At 33.7% G+C, this 21,623-nt stretch carries 18 protein-coding genes and 1 riboswitch; of the genes, 3 read left to right on the top strand and 15 right to left on the bottom strand.

Going from position 1 to position 21,623, the window contains the following annotated elements; translation table 11 throughout:
* The 9 genes from PQF83_RS03995 to PQF83_RS03955 all read right to left on the bottom strand — a co-directional run bounded on the left by PQF83_RS03995 (position 1) and on the right by PQF83_RS03955 (position 11,712).
* Complete coding sequence (locus tag PQF83_RS03995; RefSeq protein ID WP_001983022.1) at positions 1-1,302, bottom strand: pyrimidine-nucleoside phosphorylase; 1,302 nt, start codon at positions 1,300-1,302, stop codon at positions 1-3.
* A 36-nt stretch (positions 1,303-1,338) separates the two neighbouring features.
* Positions 1,339-2,520: a NupC/NupG family nucleoside CNT transporter gene (locus PQF83_RS03990; protein ID WP_000876184.1), complete on the bottom strand. Its 1,182-nt coding sequence runs from the start codon at positions 2,518-2,520 to the stop codon at positions 1,339-1,341.
* A 104-nt stretch (positions 2,521-2,624) separates the two neighbouring features.
* A complete protein-coding gene (gene deoC / locus PQF83_RS03985) occupies positions 2,625-3,296 on the bottom strand; it encodes a deoxyribose-phosphate aldolase (RefSeq protein ID WP_001017431.1) in 672 nt (223 codons plus the stop codon).
* A 306-nt stretch (positions 3,297-3,602) separates the two neighbouring features.
* Positions 3,603-4,553, bottom strand: coding sequence for a sugar-binding transcriptional regulator (locus tag PQF83_RS03980; RefSeq protein ID WP_000356563.1), 951 nt, complete (start codon positions 4,551-4,553; stop codon positions 3,603-3,605).
* A 356-nt stretch (positions 4,554-4,909) separates the two neighbouring features.
* Entirely contained in the window at positions 4,910-5,536 is a 627-nt protein-coding gene (locus tag PQF83_RS03975) for a LysE family translocator (RefSeq protein WP_000433004.1), read from the bottom strand.
* A 162-nt stretch (positions 5,537-5,698) separates the two neighbouring features.
* A complete protein-coding gene (nheC, locus tag PQF83_RS03970) occupies positions 5,699-6,778 on the bottom strand; it encodes a non-hemolytic enterotoxin subunit C (RefSeq protein WP_001172007.1) in 1,080 nt (359 codons plus the stop codon).
* 107 nt (positions 6,779-6,885) lie between these two features.
* The gene (gene nheB, locus PQF83_RS03965; RefSeq protein WP_000162969.1) at positions 6,886-8,094 is read right to left on the bottom strand and encodes a non-hemolytic enterotoxin NHE subunit B; all 1,209 of its coding nucleotides are present in this window, start codon (positions 8,092-8,094) and stop codon (positions 6,886-6,888) included.
* A gap of 31 nt (positions 8,095-8,125) precedes the next feature.
* Positions 8,126-9,286 carry a non-hemolytic enterotoxin NHE subunit A gene (gene nheA / locus PQF83_RS03960; protein WP_000751839.1) on the bottom strand — a complete coding sequence of 387 codons (1,161 nt, stop codon included), beginning with the start codon at positions 9,284-9,286 and terminating at the stop codon, positions 8,126-8,128.
* Positions 9,287-9,885: 599 nt separating this feature from the next.
* Positions 9,886-11,712, bottom strand: coding sequence for an APC family permease (locus PQF83_RS03955; RefSeq protein ID WP_000254902.1), 1,827 nt, complete (start codon positions 11,710-11,712; stop codon positions 9,886-9,888).
* Positions 11,713-11,856: 144 nt separating this feature from the next.
* Positions 11,857-12,003: riboswitch (cyclic di-AMP (ydaO/yuaA leader) on the bottom strand.
* 139 nt (positions 12,004-12,142) lie between these two features.
* On the opposite strand from PQF83_RS03955, the gene PQF83_RS03950 reads away from it, so the two are divergent.
* The gene (locus PQF83_RS03950) at positions 12,143-12,271 is read left to right on the top strand and encodes a hypothetical protein (protein ID WP_000031869.1); all 129 of its coding nucleotides are present in this window, start codon (positions 12,143-12,145) and stop codon (positions 12,269-12,271) included.
* Positions 12,272-12,326: 55 nt separating this feature from the next.
* Here the strand turns inward: PQF83_RS03950 and panE are convergent, their stop codons facing one another.
* Entirely contained in the window at positions 12,327-13,271 is a 945-nt protein-coding gene (gene panE, locus PQF83_RS03945; protein WP_001221877.1) for a 2-dehydropantoate 2-reductase, read from the bottom strand.
* Positions 13,272-13,446: 175 nt separating this feature from the next.
* Between panE and PQF83_RS03940 the strand changes: the two genes are divergently transcribed.
* Positions 13,447-14,922 (top strand): hypothetical protein, encoded by a 1,476-nt coding sequence (locus PQF83_RS03940; RefSeq protein WP_000387306.1) that lies wholly within the window; start codon positions 13,447-13,449, stop codon positions 14,920-14,922.
* 233 nt (positions 14,923-15,155) lie between these two features.
* Here the strand turns inward: PQF83_RS03940 and trhO are convergent, their stop codons facing one another.
* On the bottom strand, positions 15,156-16,115 hold the full coding sequence (gene trhO / locus PQF83_RS03935; RefSeq protein WP_000246210.1) for an oxygen-dependent tRNA uridine(34) hydroxylase TrhO: 960 nt from the start codon (positions 16,113-16,115) through the stop codon (positions 15,156-15,158).
* Positions 16,116-16,591: 476 nt separating this feature from the next.
* Between trhO and PQF83_RS03930 the strand changes: the two genes are divergently transcribed.
* Positions 16,592-17,887, top strand: a complete 1,296-nt coding sequence (locus tag PQF83_RS03930; protein WP_001030647.1) for an Nramp family divalent metal transporter — start codon at positions 16,592-16,594, stop codon at positions 17,885-17,887.
* 68 nt (positions 17,888-17,955) lie between these two features.
* On the opposite strand, the gene PQF83_RS03925 is transcribed toward PQF83_RS03930, so the two are convergent.
* From PQF83_RS03925 to PQF83_RS03910, 4 genes are all read right to left on the bottom strand, one after another.
* The gene (locus tag PQF83_RS03925; RefSeq protein ID WP_000263701.1) at positions 17,956-18,804 is read right to left on the bottom strand and encodes an alpha/beta fold hydrolase; all 849 of its coding nucleotides are present in this window, start codon (positions 18,802-18,804) and stop codon (positions 17,956-17,958) included.
* A 12-nt stretch (positions 18,805-18,816) separates the two neighbouring features.
* Complete coding sequence (locus PQF83_RS03920) at positions 18,817-19,677, bottom strand: M23 family metallopeptidase (RefSeq protein WP_272792285.1); 861 nt, start codon at positions 19,675-19,677, stop codon at positions 18,817-18,819.
* Between the two features lie 82 nt (positions 19,678-19,759).
* Positions 19,760-20,827, bottom strand: a complete 1,068-nt coding sequence (locus PQF83_RS03915; RefSeq protein WP_000695279.1) for a sensor histidine kinase — start codon at positions 20,825-20,827, stop codon at positions 19,760-19,762.
* Positions 20,817-21,515: a response regulator transcription factor gene (locus PQF83_RS03910; protein ID WP_000414538.1), complete on the bottom strand. Its 699-nt coding sequence runs from the start codon at positions 21,513-21,515 to the stop codon at positions 20,817-20,819. The genes PQF83_RS03915 and PQF83_RS03910 overlap by 11 nt, the downstream gene beginning before the upstream one ends.
* Positions 21,516-21,623: the final 108 nt, after the last annotated feature.

Below are 21,623 nucleotides of genomic sequence, written 5' to 3'. Positions count from 1 at the left end.
TTAGTCAGTAATAACTGTATGAACTAATTTAGGAGCCACTGCTGTTTCAGCGATAGAAATGTTCTCATAAATTTTCGCTTTTACATCTTCTACATTTTCGCGATTTGCATAAATCGTTACGAATGGCTCGCCTTCTTTTACTGCATCTCCAACTTTTTTACGTAACATTAATCCTACTGCTAAATCGATTTCATCTTCTTTTGTTGCACGACCAGCACCAAGTAGCATAGCTGCGATACCGATTTCATCAGCAACAATGTTAGAAATAACACCTGAAGTTTTAGCAGGTACATCAATTACATATTTCGCTTGTGGCATTTTTTCTGGATTGTCTACAATCGAGCTATCTCCACCTTGATTGCTTAAGAACTCTTTAAACTTCTCAGTTGCTTTTCCGTTCTTCATCACTTCAATTAACATTTCACGCGCTTCTTCTAATGTATTAGCTTTTTTCGCAAGTACAACCATCTGACTTCCTAATACGAGTACTAATTCTGTTAAATCTTCTGGACCTTCACCTTTTAATGTATCAATTGCTTCTTTCACTTCTAGAGCATTACCGATTGCAAAACCAAGTGGTTGTGACATATCAGAAATAACAGCCATTGTTTGACGTCCTACATTATTTCCGATACGTACCATTGCATGTGCTAATTCTTTTGCATCTTCTTCTGTTTTCATAAACGCGCCAGCACCTGTTTTTACATCAAGTACGATTGCGTCAGCTCCAGCTGCAATTTTTTTACTCATAATTGAACTTGCAATTAGAGGAATTGAGTTAACAGTTCCTGTTACATCGCGTAATGCATAAATCTTTTTATCTGCAGGTGTTAAGTTTCCTGTTTGTCCGATAACAGCTACTTTGTCACGGTTTACAATATCAATGAACTGCTCTTTCGTAATTTCAACGTGGAATCCTTCTACTGCTTCTAATTTATCAATTGTTCCGCCCGTATGTCCTAAACCACGACCAGACATTTTTGCTACTGGTACATCTAAAGCAGCTACTAATGGCCCTAATACTAATGTTGTTGTATCACCAACACCACCAGTTGAATGTTTGTCTACTTTAATTCCTTCAATTGCAGATAAGTCGATTGTTTCTCCAGACTCCACCATTGCCATCGTTAAATCTGCACGTTCGCGATCTGTCATATCTTTAAAGAAGATTGCCATTGCAAGTGCACTTACTTGATAATCAGGTATACTTCCGTCTGTATAACCATTAATAAAGAATTTGATTTCTTCAGTTGTTAATTCTTTGCCGTCACGTTTTTTCGCAATAATATCTACCATTCTCATTACAATCACCATTCCTTTTTATATGATATGAATCTATTAAAATAATAAGCCTACGATTGTTGCTGATAAGAAGCTTACTAATGTTGCACCGAAAAGTAATTTCAAACCAAATCTTGCGACTACATTCCCTTGCTTTTCATTTAAGCTCTTAACTGCCCCTGCAATAATTCCAATTGAAGAGAAGTTTGCAAATGAAACTAAGAATACAGATATAATCGCTGTCGTTCTATCTGAGAAATTAAAGTTTCCTTGTGCTAAATCTGTCATAGCGACAAATTCATTTGATACTAATTTTGTTGCCATAATATTTCCGGCATTAACTGCTTCATGCCAAGGTACACCCATAATAAATGCAAATGGTGCAAATGCATAACCGAGAATTTCTTGGAATGAAATACCGATTACACCTTTAAATACTGCATTAATGAATGCGATAAGAGCAACGAAACCAATTAACATAGCTGCTACTGTAATCGCAACTTTAAATCCATCAATAATGTATTCCCCTAATACTTCAAAGAAAGTCTTTTTTTCTTCTTCTTGTACTTCTAACATATCTTCTTCATCAGTAACTTCATAAGGATTAATAATAGAAGCAATAATAAAGCCCCCGAATAAGTTAAGCACTAAAGCGGTTACAACATATTGGGGTTTTAATAACACCATATACGATCCAACGATAGACATGGAAACGGTAGACATTGCAGATGCACATAATGTGTACATTCTTTTCTCTGGCAATAATCCTAATTGTTTCTTAACTGAAATAAACACTTCAGATTGTCCTAAAATCGCAGAAGCAACAGCGTTATATGATTCTAGTTTCCCCATTCCATTTACTTTACTTAATGCTAGACCGATAGATTTCACAATAATAGGTAACACTTTAATATGTTGCAAAATACCGATTAAAGCTGATATAAATACGATTGGCATTAATACACTTAAAAAGAATGAAAACTCTTTTTGATTTACTAATCCACCAAATACGAAATTTACACCGTCAGCGGCATATTTTAATAGCTCTCCAAAACCATCTGCTATTCCGCTAATTAATATATTCCCTACACTTGTATTTAATAATAGAAACCCCAAAATGAATTGTAATATAACCATCGTTATGATTGGACGATATTTGACTTTCTTTCTATCATTACTAGCAAGCCAAGCGATACCTAAAATCAATACGAGGCCAAAAACACCGATTAAGTATTTCATAAGCCATCTCCTCCCGTGTTCGTATCCGCTTACATTTCTTTCAATTGTTAAAGCAATAGATACACTTTACTTTGTGTATCTATTGCCCTTGACTTCACTAATGATTAGTAGTTATCTGTAGCACCTTTTGCATCATTTAATACGATTGCAACACTAGCACTTGCTCCAATACGAGAAGCTCCAGCAGCTACCATTTTGTCTGCATCTTCACGTGTACGAACACCACCAGATGCTTTTACACCAACGTTTGGTCCTACTGTTTTACGCATTAATGCGATATCTTCAGCAGTTGCTCCGCCAGTTGAGAATCCAGTTGAAGTTTTTACGAAGTCAGCACCAGCTTTTACTGATAATTCACAAGCGCGTACTTTCTCTTCATCTGTTAATAGACAAGTTTCAATGATTACTTTTACAAGAGCTTTTCCTTTTGCTGCTTGTACTACTTCATAAATGTCTTTTTCAACAAGTTCGTCGTCGCCATCTTTTAAAGCGCCTACGTTGATTACCATGTCAACTTCAGTTGCACCTTTTGCGATAGCATCTTTTGTTTCAAATGCTTTTGTTTCAGTCGTGCTTGCTCCTAATGGGAAACCGATTACAGTACAAACATCTACATCATGTCCAGCTAGTTCCTCAGCAGCTAGCTTTACCCATGTTGGGTTAATACAAACAGAAGCGAATTTATATTCCTTTGCTTCTTCGATTACTTTCATAACATCTTCTTTTGTAGCATTAGCTTTTAAAATTGTATGGTCAATTAACTTTGCAATATTCATTATCTTCACTCCTCATATCTTTTAACAACTTCATTCTAACTCTTAGTTGAACAAATGTAAATATACTTTTGAAATTTTGTTCATTCTTTTTAAAAAGGAATTTCCTTCTAGTAAATAAAGCGCATTCTAACTAAGAAATACTTCATATATAAATTCAAATTTTTTATATTAACAATGGTAGTATGTATCTCAATATCCATAATTATTTTAAAAAAGGCAATTTGTATTCAAAAATAATCCCATAATTCATACATAACAAAATAAAAGGCTTTCTCAAAATGAATATCTTGAGAAAGCCTTTTATTTCTAATCTTCTTTTTGATAATGTAACAATTCTTTCGCCGTATGCTGATCGATAATTAATACATTTGCATATCCGCCACGTAACGCACCATCAATTGCTTTTATTTTTCTATTACCACCTGCAACTAAAATAGAGCGTTTCTTTAATTTTAGTTCTTCTAACTCAATTCCGATGGTTCGCTTATTAATTTCTTCACTACTAATATTTCCGTCTCCATCAAAGAAACGTGAACAAATGTCACCGACCGATTGTTTTTTGAGTAAACTCGTTTCATCCTTATCGAAATAACCTAATCGGAATAATAGCGCTTCGTCTCGCACTGTTCCTACAGTGAAAATTGCAATATTCGCTTGTTTCCCCATTTCGATAATGTGATGAATATGTCGATCCTGCTCTACTAATTCTTTTGTCACTGCATTATCAAATATAACTGGAAGAGGTAGATTTCTTGGCGTCGTTTGAAAAGCATCTGCAAATAATGCAATGGTTTCATTTGCATATGTATTTACACTCGAATGGCTAATACCACCTTTTAGCTGGACAACTTCTACACCTTTTACATGTTGTGGTACGATTTTTCTAGCGATTTCATACATCGTCATTCCCCAGCTTACACCAACGATATCACCGTTTTTAACCGTCTTTTCCATATACTCAGCTGCATATTTACTTATATACTCTGTAATCGTTGCATATTCTGGCACTGGGGAAAATACAACATGTGCTTCTAACAAGTTATATTTTTCTTTCAGTAAATTGCCGACATTATCTAAATCAGCAAATGGATCGGCTATACTAATTTGAACAAATCCTTTTTCTTTCGCGTACTTTAATAGTCTAGAAATTGTCGGTCTTGAAATATTTAATTTGTTAGCAATTTCTTGCTGACTATAATCTGATTGATAATATAATCTTGCAACTTCAACACTTAATTGTTGTTTATCTTTATCCATAGTAACTCAATACAAATCCTTTCCTGTATTTCCTTTTCGTTACAAGCATTATACAGCTTTATGCAAGAAATTTCGACTACTGAATTTTATATACCTGAACTTCTACTCCGCTTAGTATATACAATGAAATTTAATCAATGGGGAGTTTGTCCCTCCCCTACTGATTATCATCCCTCACAAATTAGGCGTTTACGGGCGACTTATCTCCCATAATGTAGAATCTTTTTATTAAGCAAACAGGTCGGATTATTAAGAAACTCATTTTTAAAACTCAAATTAGTATGTAAGTGTGAAATAGTATTAGAATAAATAAGAGAAATAACCACTATTGATTATTTCTCTTTTCATATACATATTTATTTTTGGAAAAATAATCTAACCCCAAATACTAATAATACTGCGCCCGTAATACCCTCCATTATACGGTTCACTCGTTCTTTTCTTAAAAAAGTTCTTAATTGACGTATTAGCGAGATATAAAGCAAATACCATATTGCGGTCAAAGTCGTAAATGTGACTCCTAATAAAAGAAATTGGAGGAAATGATTTTGATTACTTACAATAAATTGAGGTAAAAAACTAAGGAAGAACACAGCAGTTTTTGGATTTAAAATTGCCGTAGTAAATCCTTGTCTAAAGCTTTTAATTGCCCCAATATTCTTAGAGTCCATTTCTATTGGACCTGACATATCTTCTTTTTTATGTAAGGCACTTTTAATTGACTTTACAGCTAAGTAAATTAAATAAAAAGCCCCAGCACATTTTATAAATGTAAATAACATAGCAAATTTCATTAGAATAGCAGAGAGTCCTAACGTAGCCATTATTGTATGAATCATCATTCCAGATATCGTTCCTAAAACTGTCTTTATCCCACCACTTTTACCATGCGAGATAGTATTTTTTGTAACTAGTGCAAAACCAGGACCAGGCATCATTATGATTAACATTGCTGTAAGGATAAATAATAGATAATTTTCCATGTTCTAGTATTTCCTTTCCAATTTTTAGTTTTGCTTACAGTATAGCTTTTTTCATTAAAACATTAAATATAAAAGACTTGATCAGAAATTTATATATCAAATTACAAGTCCACCTCTCACAAAAACAGGATAAAAAAATAAACAGCAGAACTAGTCCACTGTTTACTTCGCTACGCCTTCATGTAATTTTTCTGTATAATCTTTTACGTCTTTCCAGCTATCTTTTGCTGTATGTAAATCTTCTTTTATAAACGTAAACTCTTCAGGAGTAATTCCTTTTACGTTTTGTAATAAGTTATTATATTTTGCCCCTACTGTATACCATTGATTTGATATGTTTTGCAGTGCTGTAATTGCTGCATCAATCGTTTCAGTCATATTTGTTGTTTTATTTTTTACATCTGTCAAAATTGCGACTTCTGCTTGCGCTCCAGAAATTCTATCTTTTAAATTAGCGATTTCTCGTTCTGCATTTGCGATATCTTTTTTCGCGACGGCAATCATCGGTCCGCCAGCAAGACATGTTATTAGAGCTACGCAAAGTACGCCACCAGCAATAACCATATCATTACTCTTTTTAATCGAATCGTTATATGTATTTATTTGTTGCTCTAGAGCTGGAATACCTGCATTCGTACTTGCCAATATCGCTGTTAACTGATTTGTATCCTCTTTGAAACTATTTGTATCTTTCGCCATTCTATCGCGAAAAGCTTTCAAATTTCCTAATAATCCATCTACCTCATTTTGATTCTTTACAATATCCGCATACAACTTTTCTAAATCCGCTTTTAATTTTCCGCTATCCTTTTGATCAATCGCTATTAACATGTCATTATAATACGATTGAAAAGTATTATTGTAATTAATAATATTTTGATCCGTTTTCATAATTTGAGGCTTCATACTATTTAACCAATACGCCGCATTCATTTTTGCATCTCTTTGATGCTGAATCATATTCCCTTTAAGCTCACCATTAATCGAACTTATTTTGCTTAAATCCGTTTCTTGCTGATTTTGAATTAATTTTGCATATGAATCCATCGCGAATATGCTCGATGTTGTTTGTGCCATTACATCTTGGAATCCTGCTGGGCCAAGAGAGTAATCATTCGCATTTTCTTGTTGTATTTTTACGTTTTGTTCTGCTGCAAAAGTATGTAAAGGAAATGCGTTACTCGTTGCCACCCCAGCAATCATTAATGTTAAAAGACATTTCTTATAAAATCGTTTCTGCATACTTTTCACCTAGTTTCTTTATAAGAGTATAAAAAGCTCCTGCTCACAACTGAACAGGAGCTTCAAATCATTCATCAACACTTAACGCTCTAACGATTCGTATTCGATTATGCTTTTTTTGTGTCTACTACTTTAATGTCTTCAGCATAAATCTTTTCTGCATAGTCTTTAATGTTTTTCCAGCTATCTTTCGCAATGTTTAAATCTTCTTTAATAAAAACAAGGTCATTCGGACTAATTGAATCTACATTTTGAAGTAAAGAATTGTATTTTGACCCCATTGTGTACCATTGGTTTGAAATGTTTTGCAACGCTGTAATTGCAGTATCAATTGTATTTGTTAAATACTCCGTTTGTATTTTAATGTTTGTTAATCCTGCTACCTCTAATTGAGCAGTTGTAACTTGTCCTGTTATTTTTTGAATTTCAGCTTGTGCATTATCAAGCTCCTTTTTTGCTAATACGATTCCAGCTGTACCACCGCCTACAGCTGCTGTACCACCTGCAATTAACGCCACTCCTAACGGCGTTCCTGCACCTGTAGCAATAACTACTGCACCACCGATAATTGCAATTGGCCCTAGAGCTGTCGCAACTGATGAACCGATAATAATTGCATTATATTTACTAATTGCTTCATTGTACGTTGTAATTTGATTTTGCAATAGCGGAATTCCAGCGTCTTGACTAGCTAAAATAGATGTAATTTGATTTGCATCACCCTTAAAGTTTTGCGTATCCGACGTCATTTTATTTCGGAATTTCTTTAAGTCTTCTACTAACTGATCTACTTGCGCTTTATTTTCATTAATACTACTTGATAATCTAGTTAACCCTTTCGTAAGCGTCGCTTTATCTTTTGCATCAACCGCAGCAACTAAAGTATCATAATAGTTTTGGAATTTCGTATTGTAATTAATGATATTTTGATTTGTTGAAATAAGCTGTGGCTTCAATACATCTAACCATTGCTTCGCATTTCCTCTAGCTGTATCCTGGTGCTGAATCACTTTTCCTTTTAAAGCAGCATCAACAGACGATACATTTCCAAAGTTAACATTACCTTGTTTAATAATTGTTAAAGCGTACAGATCCATTACTAAAGCGTTTGAACCTGTTCTTTCCATTGCATCTTTTAGGCCTTCTGGTCCTAATGAGTATTCCTCATAGTCATTATAAGCTTTTGCTACCGCATGAACTGGAGCTTGTTTCACTGTACTTTCAGCTGCATACGTATGCGCTGGCATAATGTTTCCTGCTGCAAATACTGCCATAAGTGCTGATAGAGCCATTACTTTATAAGGTTTTTTTGTCATTTTTCTTCTCTCCCTATATCGTTACTTATTTTTAATGTACTTCAACGTTTGTAACGTAATCTTCAAATTGATTCGTTTGTTTATTCATTTCATCACTTACTTTTTTAATTTGGTTGAAATGTTTTTGTAGTAAACTACTATCTGTATATGTGCCTTCTTCAACATTTTTTTGAATTTGGATCATATTATTGTTTAAAACTTTCCAATCCGTTAACAACGTTTCTAAAGTTGTAATTTGACGGTCAATTAGTTCTGTAAAGCTACTTACTTGATCTTCAACGAATGTAATTTGTGTCGCCTCTGCTTCAGTTTGTGATAATTTTTGAATAAGTGGTAGAAGCTCTTTTTGTTTTTGCTGAATACGAAGAGCCGCTTCCCTCGTTTGACTATCGGCAGCATTTACAATTTCATTACTTAAAGTACCGATAGAAACAAAATCAATTGTTTTCGTTTGTGCAGTTTGATTTGTAATTGTAAATACTTGTTTACCGATATTAATAGAACCTTTAATAATTTCTTGAGGTCTATTCAATATAGTAGTTAGTTCAGCTTGAATTTCCCCTTGAATTCTTTTAATATCTTCTCTTAACTTCACAATATCTCCACTTGATCCTTGTAGTGTTTTTATTGCTTCATCAGCCTTTATCGATAAGTTATTACTATCTTTGTCTAATACTGCTTTAAATCGATTTAGTTCTAATAAATCTTGCTCCATACTCTCTTGGATGCTTTGTACTTGCAATTGTAATTTTCCATATGCGCCTGTAAAATCTGCTTTTGCCTGTTCATTTTCATTTACGTTTTCTGCTAGTTCATAGAGCTTACTATAATAGCTATTAAATCTAGTACTATACCTCATCATCTCTTGATTTAAGTCGATTAACTTCGGATTATATTCATCAATCCACTCTCTTACATTTGCCTTTGCAAATTTTTGATGATTCGTCAAACTACTCATCGCGTTCACCTTAATGTCTGGCTGTTGTAAAATAACTAATCCATATGCTTGTATAAGTGGTGATTGTGATCCTAACATTCTAATTGAATTCGATAATGTATTTGGAGCAATTACATTTTGTGCATATACTGTTTTCACTTCTGTTTGCCCCTCCTTAGCGTAAGCGCTTACAGGAATAAAACAACTCGTAGATACTGCTGTAACCAATAACCCTGTAATTAAAGTCTTTTTCACTTTAACTCCTCCTATGTATTAGCAACTATTACTATCGCATTTTATTATTCTATTTTCTTCCCCATAATTTGAGATGGTTAAAATAGAGAACGTTCTCACCGCAATCCATGTATGAACCACCTCTCTCGTATTGCTACAGTACTTACTTATCTTCACAAAACATTTTATTATTTTTTCATATGTGATTAGTATGAATAACATTGTATAAAATTTCTATTTTATAGCAATTTCCACATTCACACAGTGAATATATTACATAAAAATATTATTCATATTAAACTAAATAACGTACGTAAATATGAAATTCCGTTTTGTTTTCATATAAGTTTTATACTGTAAGGTCATTTAAACACAGCTATTTATATAACGTAAAGAAGTATTTTCATTCCCTTTATTTTCAAGCTTTCATGTCTTTATTTTAAAATATAATCCACTTTACTTTTTCAATTGAAATATCCATATATCACAACAAAAACCTCTACTTACTCACAGATGTAAAAATTATATCAATATATCTTTCGGATTCGTATGCAATTATGCATAGCGTATACACAAAAAGGATAGCTTCACTTTCGTAAAGCTATCCTTAAAAAACCTTCTTATTTTTTCAAATGATATGGTACTGTTGTAATAACAACATTTCTTTTATAGAGTAAATACGCACGAATGAGTAAACTAGACTGATTATGAAGAATGTTATGCCAACCTTTTTTCGGAATGAATTGTGGTATAACGACCGTAACTCGGTAATTTGATTCACTCGCTTTATACTGTACTGTATCAATGAACTTTGTTAGCGGTTGAATAATACTTCTATAATGAGAATGTAAAGTAACAAGCCTTACTTCAGGTTGCCACTTCTTCCATTTCTCTTCAAATTTCTTTTCCTCTTCTCTGTCAAAAGCGACATATACAGCAATAACTTGATCTGCTGAAAGAGACTTTGCATAGTTCAATGAGTTTTCTACCACATGTGTCATACCAGCTACTGGAACGACAATTACATTTCCTTCAATCGGAACAATCCGTTCACAAGTTTTTAAACTTAGTTGGTCTCCTACTGCATCATAATGCTTCTTAATTCGGTGGAATAAGAAGATAATTACAGGTAAGAAAATAAGGATTGACCAAACTTGTGCAAATTTAGTTAAAAAGAACATACTCATTACGATAAAACTAATGACTGCACCAATTAAATTGACCGTTAATCGTAAAGCCCATCCTTCCGGTTTTTCACGAAGCCATTTTAATACCATACCACTTTGAGAAAGGGTAAATGGAATAAATACACCTACTGCATATAACGGAATTAAATGCTCTGTTTGCCCTTGGAAAGCTACAATTAAAATAATCGATGCGATTCCAAGTATAATAATTCCATTTGAGTAACCTAGGCGGTCTCCTCTAATCGTAAACATTCTTGGTATAAACTTATCTTTTGCAAGGTTTACTGCTAATAACGGAAACGCAGAATATCCTGTGTTAGCAGCAAGGATTAATATTAAAGCTGTTGTACCTTGTATGAAATAGTACATGAAATTACGTCCAAATGTTTGTTCAGCAATTTGTGAAACAACTGTTACTTCTTTACTTGGAGAAATTCCGTAATAATAAGCTAAGAACACAATTCCTGAAAATAAAACTGCAAGTAATGCACCCATTGCAAGCAATGTTTTCGCTGCATTGTTTGGCGCAGGATCTTTAAAGTTCGGAATTGCATTTGAAATTGCTTCAACACCTGTTAAAGCAGAACTACCTGATGCAAATGCTCTTAGTAATAAAAATAAACTAATCCCTGCAACTGGTGTTCCAATCGGCGTGTGTAAAGCCTGCGAAACGTGCCCCGTTAAAATATTGTATATCCCTACACCAATTAATATAAATAGTGCCAAAACGAATAAATAAACAGGATATGCTAAAACGGAAGCTGATTCCGTTACACCTCTTAAATTTAAGATGGTAATAAATATAACAAATATAATCGCAATGATTACATTATGTGCATGTAAACTAGGAAAAGCAGATGTGAGCGCATCTGTACCTGCAGACACACTTACTGCAACAGTTAAAATATAGTCAACTAATAAAGATCCTCCAGCAATTAAGCCTGGATTCATCCCTAAATTTTCTTTTGATACAACATACGCGCCCCCGCCATGCGGATAAGCAAAAATAATTTGACGATAAGATAAAATAAGGGCCGTCAATAACACTAATACCCCAACAGCGATCGGAATGGAATACCAATAAGCGATCGCTCCAACACCTGCTAAAGCAATTAAAATTTGCTCTGGACCGTAAGCAACTGATGACAATGCGTCAGAAGATAAAATAGCTAAAGCTTTCGTTTTATTAAGCTTCTGTTCTCCAAGCTCTGTTGATTTTAACGGTCTTCCAATTAAAAATCTTTTAATAGATGAAACCACTGCTGTCCACTCTCCAATAATTTTGTACGAACTTTTCTGCTAGTTATAGCGGATAAACGATTTCTTCAGAAAACAAAAAATGTCTACAAGCCATAACGAAATAGACTTGTAGACATTATTTTTTTTGTCGCACAAGCTCCACCTTCCTTCTCAATATAACGCTTACGAGGTTAGCTGTCGGATTCGGGCCTATGAGTAGCCCTACCTTTTTCAAGGATTCACCCCATTGGATTAAGAACTAATCCATAAGAACGGGTCCCCCGCACCATGCGGTTTCAGCGATTTAGAAAATTGAAACTGTGGATTATAATACTCCTTTATTTTCAAAATGTAAACAAAAATTTTTAAAAAGAAAAAATTAAAATGATGGCGCATAATCCGCTGGTAAATATACATAATGAATACTAAAAAATCAATAAAGGAGATCTATATGTCTAAAGAAAAGAAGCCTATTTTTTCCGATTCCTATTTAGATGCATTAGCAAATGAAATTAATCAATTATACGGTAAACGTGAACAGGAAATAAATTTGACAGATAGAACAAAAAGAAATAAATGATTTGTCATAAAAAAAGAAAGCAATACACTTATATATTGCTTTCTTTTTTATTTTTTCATACATCCAATTGTATTGCTGATTTGTTAAAGGTCATTTCTTCATACACTTTCAAATTTTGATATACTGCTCCTAATAATGGTGCTTCTATAGAAAATTGTTCCGCTACATCTAGTAAGTATCCTTGTAAGTGCTTCGCTTCAATAGACGAACCTTTTTCCATATCACGCTGCATCGATGACTTCATATTATACGAAATTTTATCAATTATTTTCATATGTTCTTGGACAATATTATCTTTAATTGGTGCTCCTACACATCTCATAATTTCCATACATTCTTCAAATAAGTTTTGGATAAAATCGCGTCCACCTTCGCTTTCACGAATCGGTCCTATCGGTGCACTCATTAATGTTGTCACACCTGACATTACAGTGATAAATAAATATTTATGCCACATATCTTGCGTAATGTTTTCACTTAAAATAAAACTAGATTTCGTACCTGCAAATGCTTTAGAAATATGCTTTATTCTCTCTGAATCTTGAGACTTCATTTCTCCAAACATAAGTCTATTTGCAGCGCTAGTTTGTACAATTTCTCCTTGATCGTTTAACGTCGTCTCGATAAAACATAAACCACCAATTACTTTTTCCTCACCGAATTCCTTTTGTAATAGCGATACATGAGCAATACCATTTAGCAACGGAATGATTACAGTACTTTCACCTACAAACGGCTTCAAATCTTGAATTGCCTCGTTTAAGTGATACGCTTTTGTTGAAAATAGAATCACATCAAATGGAGCAGTTTGATCTTCTTTCGTTATTAATTTCGGTTGAAAGGAAAAATCTCCGTTAACACTTCGGATTACAAGTCCCCTTTCCTCCAATTGTTTTTTCCGTTTACTACGAACAAGAAAAGTAACATCTTCTCCTTTTTCTACTAAGCGTCCCCCAAAAAATCCTCCAACGCCTCCCGCTCCTAATACTAAAATACGCATACAACATCCCCCTTTTCAAAATACAATTTTATAACATTCAGTATACATAACATTATACATGTCCCCTACTAAATAAGCTGAATTTTCATTCTTACTCAAGTATAAAACAGTGGTTATTTTCAAATGAATTTGGGCATGTTGTTTTTATAGCATATTTGGAAAGGAAACAATGTAAATGGAGGCAATACATACAATCGAGGAAAAAGATGTAACAACAGCTATATTTCAATTTATATTCCCGTTTTCTTTTAAAACTGGTTATGAACAAAATATGTTCCCTTTCTTACAGAAAAATGACTTTCGTCCTTTTCGACTCGATCATCTTGAAAATGAAAATACATACTACGGAAAGTTTCAAGTTTCACATCAAAATATGGAAGCATATTATCTTTCATTTACAAATAAAATACTCTTTCCTCACTCAGAGCATCAAAAAGGATTGCAGCGCTATTCTAAAGATCTTAACTTAACTGGACATTTAACAACAAATCTTATTTCCGTTCCATTCAACATTCATTCTATTGACGTAACACTTTGTCCTTATGAGCTTGGCTTCTTAACAATTCGGACAGAAGTAGAAACCGCTCCAAACATAACATTATCAGAAGCAATTGAATTTGCGGCCCGTTTCCGTGTACTTGAAACTAAAAATGATACAAACGAGACTATTTGTATTGAATGTAATGGAAAAAAGTATTCCCAAGTGGAAAGATTCATTTTTGGTTATTTATTTCATGGCGTAACAGATTTCTTTGAGAAGAAGAGATTAAGAAGTTCTTACTTTCAAACCTTTCCTTTCTTTGAAGATCAGCGAATGTACGTACAAACTTTATTATCTATAAAAGAAGATATGGAACTGAATGAAGTGGATGTTTATCGTACTTCTAGTCTTTCCGGGTTAACAAGTGATGGCAAGGCATATGTGAGTGCAAATAATCTGCCTTATATTCATGATTATTTAAAACAACACGCTTACCAAAGATGGGCTCCGAATCGCTATTTCATAATGGAAGAACATATATTCACATGTGTAACAAATGAAGGAGAACGCGAATTTACTAAACTTGCGAGTCAAATGTATGGGGAGTTTTATTACGCTTTATTATTAAATCTATTTCATAAAATTGTTTTATTGAAAATGGCAAACGCTTATGCTGAATTAAACATTGAACAAGATACAAATGAAATAGAGAAATTAATTTATTCAATCAATTCGTTTACGGCGAATTACTTTTCTTTAGAGCTAGTATCCCAATCACAGAGTGAAGATATTTTCTTCCGCTTAAGAAAGCTTTTTAACATCGAGATACTATACTCGAATGCAAAACAAAATCTTGATAGTTTGTTTAAATATCAAGAAAATGTTGCTTCAAAAAAAGATAGCCTTTTACTATTAATTTTAACGCTCTACTCTGTAGTAGGCCAAATGTTAGGGTTTACTATGATTGATCTGTTAAGAAACACCGATTCAAACAAAATATCATCGCCACTTGAATTTTTCGCGCTGTTAATAGCAATTAGCGGCATAGTCATTTCACTTATTTTAGGTGCGCAAAGTTTATACCAATGGAGTCTACAACATAAACGAAGAAAAGCATGGGTAAAACAAACTGTACTTTCTGCTGTGAGAGAGAAAGATGATAAGAAGTAAAGAAGAGTATTTTTACATTGAAGTATGTGGTACGCTACAGTAATTGAAATTTTTATCAGCGATTTTCAAATTATATCGGCGCAACTCGAAATATATCAGCGATTTTCAAATTATATCGGCGCAACTCAAAATATATCAGCGATTATTTAAATATATCGACTTACCGACAAAAAACGCCAAAAAATCAAATATAAAAAAGGCTAATCCAAAAATTTAGATTAGCCTTTTCCCTCTTACTTCTCTGCTTCGATTTTCTCTAATGCAGCAGCTACTTGTTCTTCCGTTAATTCATGTTGTATTACGTAGCGGTTACGTGGGCTTACACGGCATTCGTGAGAACATGCACGTAAATATTTCGCCTCGTTTTCTTCAGAACATAAAATTTTCTTGTTACATTCTGGATTTGCACAGTTTACATAGCGCTCACAAGGTTCACCTGTAAAGTGGTCTTTACCAACGATAACATGTTCTTTTTGGTTTACTGGTACAGCGATACGCTCATCGAACACATAACATTGTCCATCCCAAAGCTCACCTTGTACTTCTGGGTCTTTTCCGTACGTTACAATACCGCCGTGAAGCTGACTTACATCTTCATAGCCTTCACGAACTAACCAACCAGAAAACTTCTCGCAACGAATTCCACCTGTACAATAAGTTAAAATCTTTTTGCCTTCAAGTATTTCTTTATTTTCACGAATCCAATCTGGTAATTCACGGAATGATTCGATATCAGGTTTGATCGCACCTTTGAAGTGACCTAAATCAAATTCATAATCATTTCGCGCATCAATGATAACTGTATCTTCTTGTTTCATTGCTTCATAAAAATCTTTTGGCTCTAAATACTTCCCAGTTATTTCGTGTGGGTTAATGTCATCTTCTAGACGAAGTGTAACTAACTCTGGACGAGGACGCACGTGCATTTTCTTGAATGCATGACCATCAGCTTCATCTATTTTAAATACGATACCGTCAAAACGTGGATCATTGTTCATTGCTTCCATGTATTTCTCTGTTTGTTCTACAGTACCAGAACAAGTTCCGTTAATACCTTCTTTAGCTACAAGGATTCTTCCTTTTAATTCAAGTGAATTACAAAATGCTAAATGCTCTGCCGCGAATTCTTCTGGGTTTTCAATTGTTGTGTACATGTAATATAGTAATACTCTGTATGGTTTTGTAGTTGCCAATGTATTTCTACCACCTATCTAATTTTTAAAATCATGTATAAGTTAACGTTCATATCAAAACATATATAATAAGAAAATGAATCCCATTTCCTTCTCTTTATACTATTTTCTATCAGTTAACAAAAATAAAAAACAAGATTACACACCAAAACACTGTGGTTATGTTGTAATCCCAATATATTATATATCATACAAATGCAATTCCATCAATTAATATGCTGTATTATCGGCTTTATGTTCACATAAATTTCAAAAATAGCCCTTTAATTCATTATGTTTCCCCGCCTCATCACACCATAAACTCCCAATTTTTAATAATGCCACACCATTCATTGTATAAAGACATATAATTTGCACTAAGGAAACATTTATGTTCAAATAAAAATATCATCTAATACATTTAAATGTATTGAAATAAACAATAAGAATACTTACAATAATTTCATCAAGTTAACATTTCAAAGGGGAAAACTACTATGAATAAAGATATATCAAAAGATGAACATGTCCCTTCTCAAAGTACAACTGTTCAATCAGCGCATTTAGCATTAAGCGGACAAACGAAAGGCTTAAAAAGACTTTTACCATTCTTAGGTCCTGCTTTCATTGCTTCAGTCGCTTATATTGACCCTGGCAATTTCGCGACAAATATTGCCGCTGGATCACAATATGGATATTTATTACTCTGGGTAATTCTTGCTTCTAATTTAATGGCTGTATTAATCCAAACTTTATCAGCTAAATTAGGAATCGCTACAGGTAGGAACCTTCCTGAAATTGCTCGAGAAAACTTCCCAAAACCTGTTTCCATCGGCTTATGGATACAAGGTGAACTCGTTATTATGGCGACTGATTTAGCTGAATTTATCGGGGCAGCACTCGGATTGTATTTATTATTTGGAATTCCAATGTTACCAGCTGCTTTAATTACAGCTGCTGGATCATTTATTATTCTTGAATTTCAACGTAGAGGCTTCCGTCCATTAGAAGCGATTATAACAGGAATGATTTTTATCGTTGTTATCGCTTTTGGTGTACAAGTCTTTTATGCAAAACCGGAATTAAGTCCCCTACTTTCAGGACTTTTCATCCCAAAATTTCAAGGCGTAGACAGTATATTACTTGCAGCCGGAATTTTAGGTGCGACAGTTATGCCGCACGCAATCTATTTACATTCCGCCTTAACACAGCGCCGCGTAGTCGGAACAAATGATGAACAAAAGAAAAAGATTTTCCGCTTCGAGTTTATTGATATCATTATCGCAATGATTATCGCTGGAGCAATTAATGCAAGTATGTTAATTGTTGCTGCTGCACTATTCTTTAAAAACGGCTTGCATGTCGAAGATCTTGATGTCGCTTTTAACCAGTTTAGCAACTTAGTCGGTCCTGTATCAGCTGCTTTATTTGGAATTGGTCTCTTATCAGCAGGACTATCTAGCTCTTCTGTCGGTACAATGTCAGGTGATATTATTATGCAAGGTTTCATTCGAATGCATATTCCGTTATACTTACGCCGATTTATTACAATGATTCCACCATTAGTTATTATCGCTTTAGGTGTAAATCCAACTTACGCTCTAGTCATGAGTCAAGTCGTCTTATCATTCGGTATTGCCTTTGCATTAGTACCACTTATTATGTTTACAAGTAGTAAAAAAATTATGGGGGCACTCGTTAACCACCGCATAACTACCTTTATCGCTTGGATCATTGCTGTACTTGTTATCATTTTAAATATTTTCTTACTGTATCAAACATTTGTAGGGTAATGAAAGAAGAAGGCTGTCTCAAATTTCTGTTAAAGACAGCCTTCTTCTTTTTAAATTATAGATTTTCATCATCCATTTACATGACAGACCGTGCTTTCAACAAATTTTATAAACTCTTCTTCCTCCTCAATAAATGGAAAATGATTACTATATTCAAATGTCGACATTATCGCATTTGGCATAAGCTCCGCTACTTCCACTGCAAATTCATACGGACACTGTGCATCATAAATTCCAGCGTAAATATGGGCTGGTATATTTACATTCTCTAATTGTAAACGTAAATCAAATGTAGGTAACTCCTTATAAGAAAAATAATCAAGACGCTTTGATACTGTTTTACCGCTGTTCGGTCTAGCAATCATTTCATCATACGCTGTTTCATTATATAAAGACATCATTGTCCACTCTTTATTTACGGCACGCCTCTCATCAATTGTAGAAGCTACGTCCCTGAGCACTGCAAATATTTCTCTTAAACGAGCATTTTGATCATTATCTCTACAATAAATACTATTTTTATGATTCATATACTCAGCTGATGCACATAATCCGCCAGCTATAATTTTTACAAGCCTCTCTGGACACATTATCGCATATTGTAAAGCTAGCATTCCACCTGTTGAATGACCTGCATATGTCCAATCTTTAAAATTCAACGCCTCACGTATCGCTTCTAAATCACGTACTGCATCTACCATTCCCAAATTATATTTGGTGGTGTCATGTGTAGAATTTCCGCATCCTCTTAAGTTTATAAGGTACACTGTGTAATGATTCGTAAATGCAGAAGCAAATAAATTACCATTACTATTAAACTCACTGTATAAATGTGTTACACAAAGTGGTTTTCCTTCTCCCTTTTGAAAATACTCAAATTTCCCTCTATCAGTTTCGATATAATATTTCTCCCACATCAGCGTTTCCCCCTAATGTCTTTTTATATATTCTCCTTTTTCCGGCATTATCACACCCTTCTCAGTTCGAAAGTAAAGTGGTAATCCTTCCGAAAAAAATATACTTACCTTGGATGGATCCTGCCTTTGATGATGAATATGTAAATGTGGCTCACTTGAACTTCCTGAGTTACCTACTTGAGCAAGAAATTCTCCTTCATTTACATGTTGTCCTTCCTTCACTTTAATTGACCCTTTCTTTAAATGCGCAAGAACCAAAAATGTCCCTGTTTCATCTAGTCGTAAATAAATATGATTTCCCGCCATTGACTGAAAATCATCCGATCCCGGAACTAAATCTTTTTCATCATTATTAATTGATACAACTGTTCCAGAAGCTGGTGCCATTACTTTCGCTCCATATATTCCATAATCATCCAACTTACTACTTTTCACTTCAGCAGGAGGAATGAGAATATCATATGCCCAGCGCTCATTTGGTTTGATAACGTGATAGTTCGTTTCTAAACGATCACCACCCCAACCTATTAATGCTCGTTCATTTAAAGGAAAGCGCACGACTACTTTAGGGCTCGTAGAATGTACATCTGCCGGGTAAGCAAGTCCGCCTCTGTTAGCGAACCATCCTAAGGGCCAAGCTCCAATTATAGAAAAAAGCACAATGAAGAGTAGCGTTCTATCTATTCGCTTTCTGAAAATGCCTTTCCACACAAATAGTAATACTGACCCTATCAAAATAAAGCTTGATACGAAGCTAAAGGCTTGTATACTCCACCAAAAAACGACTGATATAATACCATTAACTAAATAAATTACACTCCAACTTGTAAGTAAAAAAGCAACTAAAATTACCAACACATATTTCTTCCACATGTTATATCCCCACTCTCATATCCTTGTTCTACATGATACGAATTGAAAATTACAACATACGTAAGAAATACTTACGACTTTCTTACATTTCTTTATACTGCGGTAAAACGATAGTAAAAACTGTTTCTTTATCGTTACTACGTACAGCGATATCTCCTTTATGAAGTTCTGCTATACTTTTCGCAATTGCAAGTCCCATTCCTTTTCCACCTGTATGAGAGCTGCGTGATTTTTCACCACGATAAAACTTCTCAAAAACATAAGGCAGGTTCTCATCCGGAATACATTGCCCAAAATTTTTAATTTCTATTTCAACATTCATGTCTCTTTTAGAAATTTGAATTACAATCTCCTTTCCGTCTTTCCCGTACATAATACTATTACTAATTACATTTTCGAATAACCTCACCATAAGTGCTACATCCATTTCCACATGTAACTCCTTATCACCTTTCATACAAAAGCTCATATCGGCATCATCTAGTTGTGGTACAAAATCAATCATAATTTGTTCCATTAACGCTTTCATATTTACTACACTTTTATGTAATTCAATCTCTCTATAATTTATTTGACAGTATTCTAATAATTCATCAACTTGATTTTTTAATTCATAACTTTTTCGCTTTAATATGCTTACATACTGTTCACATTCTTCTCCATTTGCATGCAGCTTATTTCCTAATAAGTCCGCATAACCGATTAAAGATGTTACTGGCGTTCGTAAGTCATGCGAAATATTACTAATCATTTCATTTTTCATTTCCTGTGATTTTTTTTCATTCTCGATAGACTCTTTTAAGCTTTTCGCCATTCTATTAACATTTGTCGCTAGTTCACCAATCTCATCGCTTTTCGAAATAGGTATATGTATTTCAAAATTACCTTCACTTATTTCTTTCACGTTCTTGTTAATTTGAGACAACCTTTTCATCAGCGTTTTTGTCATGAATGCAAAGTATGTTGTAGTAAAAATCAAAAAAACTATAAAATATAAAAATGAATATTTTTCCTCTAAAACATTAACCTGACTATATATATTTCCAACCAAAATTTGAAACACTATTATACTTACAGTCGCTAACAAGATGCTACATATGAATGCGATAAAAAACTTAGCTCTAATGCCTTGTAATGATTTAATCTTCAATTTTATATCCGACTCCCCAAACATTTTGAATAAACTTCGGTTCTTTTGGATTCTCTTCAACTTTATTTCTTAATCTTGCGATATGAACCATTACTGTATTATTGCTTTCATAAGCCCTTTCTTTCCAAACGCTCTCATATATTTCTTCAATAGTAAATACACGATTCTTTGCAGCTGCCATTAAATACAAAATATCATATTCAGTTTTCGTAAGATTGATTGTTTCTCCATATAACATTACTGTTCTAGACGCTTCATCTATTTCTAAACCTCTAATATTTATTTTCTTTTCTATTACTTGGACAGCATTTTGATTGAAATATGTATACCTTCTTAATTGAGCCTTCACTCTTGCAATTAATTCAATTGTACTGAACGGCTTCACAATATAATCATCTGCTCCCGTACTAAATCCGACGACTTTATCTACGTCCGATGATTTTGCACTTAAAAACATAATTGGCAAACTATGTTTCTCTCTAATTCTTCTACACAATTCTATCCCATCCATTTGTGGCATCATAATATCCAAAATAGCAAGTTGAATGCTATTATTATTTATAATTTCTAAAGCCTCTTCTCCGTTATGAGCACTAAAAACTTTAAAACCTTCTTGCATTAAATTCACGTTCATAAATCGAACAATATCTTGATCGTCATCTACAATTAAAATTGAATTTTTCTCCATATACAAACCTCTTTTTGAAATATATTCCACAATCAATTTTATCATAAATTAAAGCCATACTCCCCTCTTTAATAATCTTTATTTTCAGACTAAATTATATAATAACAA

The sequence above is a fragment of the Bacillus sp. FF-1 genome, from assembly GCF_028548245.1.
In the GTDB taxonomy this organism is placed as follows: Bacteria; Bacillota; Bacilli; order Bacillales; family Bacillaceae_G; genus Bacillus_A; species Bacillus_A paranthracis.
The sequence above is the reverse complement of the archived record's forward strand: the minus strand, read 5'-3'. Positions and strand labels throughout refer to the sequence as shown.

Bases quoted from the DNA above. Each gene is read 5' to 3' on its own strand.
- PQF83_RS03925 (WP_000263701.1), bottom strand. From the start codon at position 18,804: ATGTGGGAGAAATATTATATCGAAACTGATAGAGGGAAATTTGAGTAT.
- PQF83_RS03920 (WP_272792285.1), bottom strand. From the start codon at position 19,677: ATGTGGAAGAAATATGTGTTGGTAATTTTAGTTGCTTTTTTACTTACA.
- PQF83_RS03980 (WP_000356563.1), bottom strand. From the start codon at position 4,553: ATGGATAAAGATAAACAACAATTAAGTGTTGAAGTTGCAAGATTATAT.
- PQF83_RS03975 (WP_000433004.1), bottom strand. From the start codon at position 5,536: ATGGAAAATTATCTATTATTTATCCTTACAGCAATGTTAATCATAATG.
- nheB (WP_000162969.1), bottom strand. From the start codon at position 8,094: ATGACAAAAAAACCTTATAAAGTAATGGCTCTATCAGCACTTATGGCA.
- nheC (WP_001172007.1), bottom strand. From the start codon at position 6,778: ATGCAGAAACGATTTTATAAGAAATGTCTTTTAACATTAATGATTGCT.
- PQF83_RS03950 (WP_000031869.1), top strand. From the start codon at position 12,143: ATGTCTAAAGAAAAGAAGCCTATTTTTTCCGATTCCTATTTAGATGCA.
- PQF83_RS03940 (WP_000387306.1), top strand. From the start codon at position 13,447: ATGGAGGCAATACATACAATCGAGGAAAAAGATGTAACAACAGCTATA.
- panE (WP_001221877.1), bottom strand. From the start codon at position 13,271: ATGCGTATTTTAGTATTAGGAGCGGGAGGCGTTGGAGGATTTTTTGGG.
- PQF83_RS03910 (WP_000414538.1), bottom strand. From the start codon at position 21,515: ATGGAGAAAAATTCAATTTTAATTGTAGATGACGATCAAGATATTGTT.
- PQF83_RS03990 (WP_000876184.1), bottom strand. From the start codon at position 2,520: ATGAAATACTTAATCGGTGTTTTTGGCCTCGTATTGATTTTAGGTATC.
- deoC (WP_001017431.1), bottom strand. From the start codon at position 3,296: ATGAATATTGCAAAGTTAATTGACCATACAATTTTAAAAGCTAATGCT.
- PQF83_RS03995 (WP_001983022.1), bottom strand. From the start codon at position 1,302: ATGAGAATGGTAGATATTATTGCGAAAAAACGTGACGGCAAAGAATTA.
- PQF83_RS03930 (WP_001030647.1), top strand. From the start codon at position 16,592: ATGAATAAAGATATATCAAAAGATGAACATGTCCCTTCTCAAAGTACA.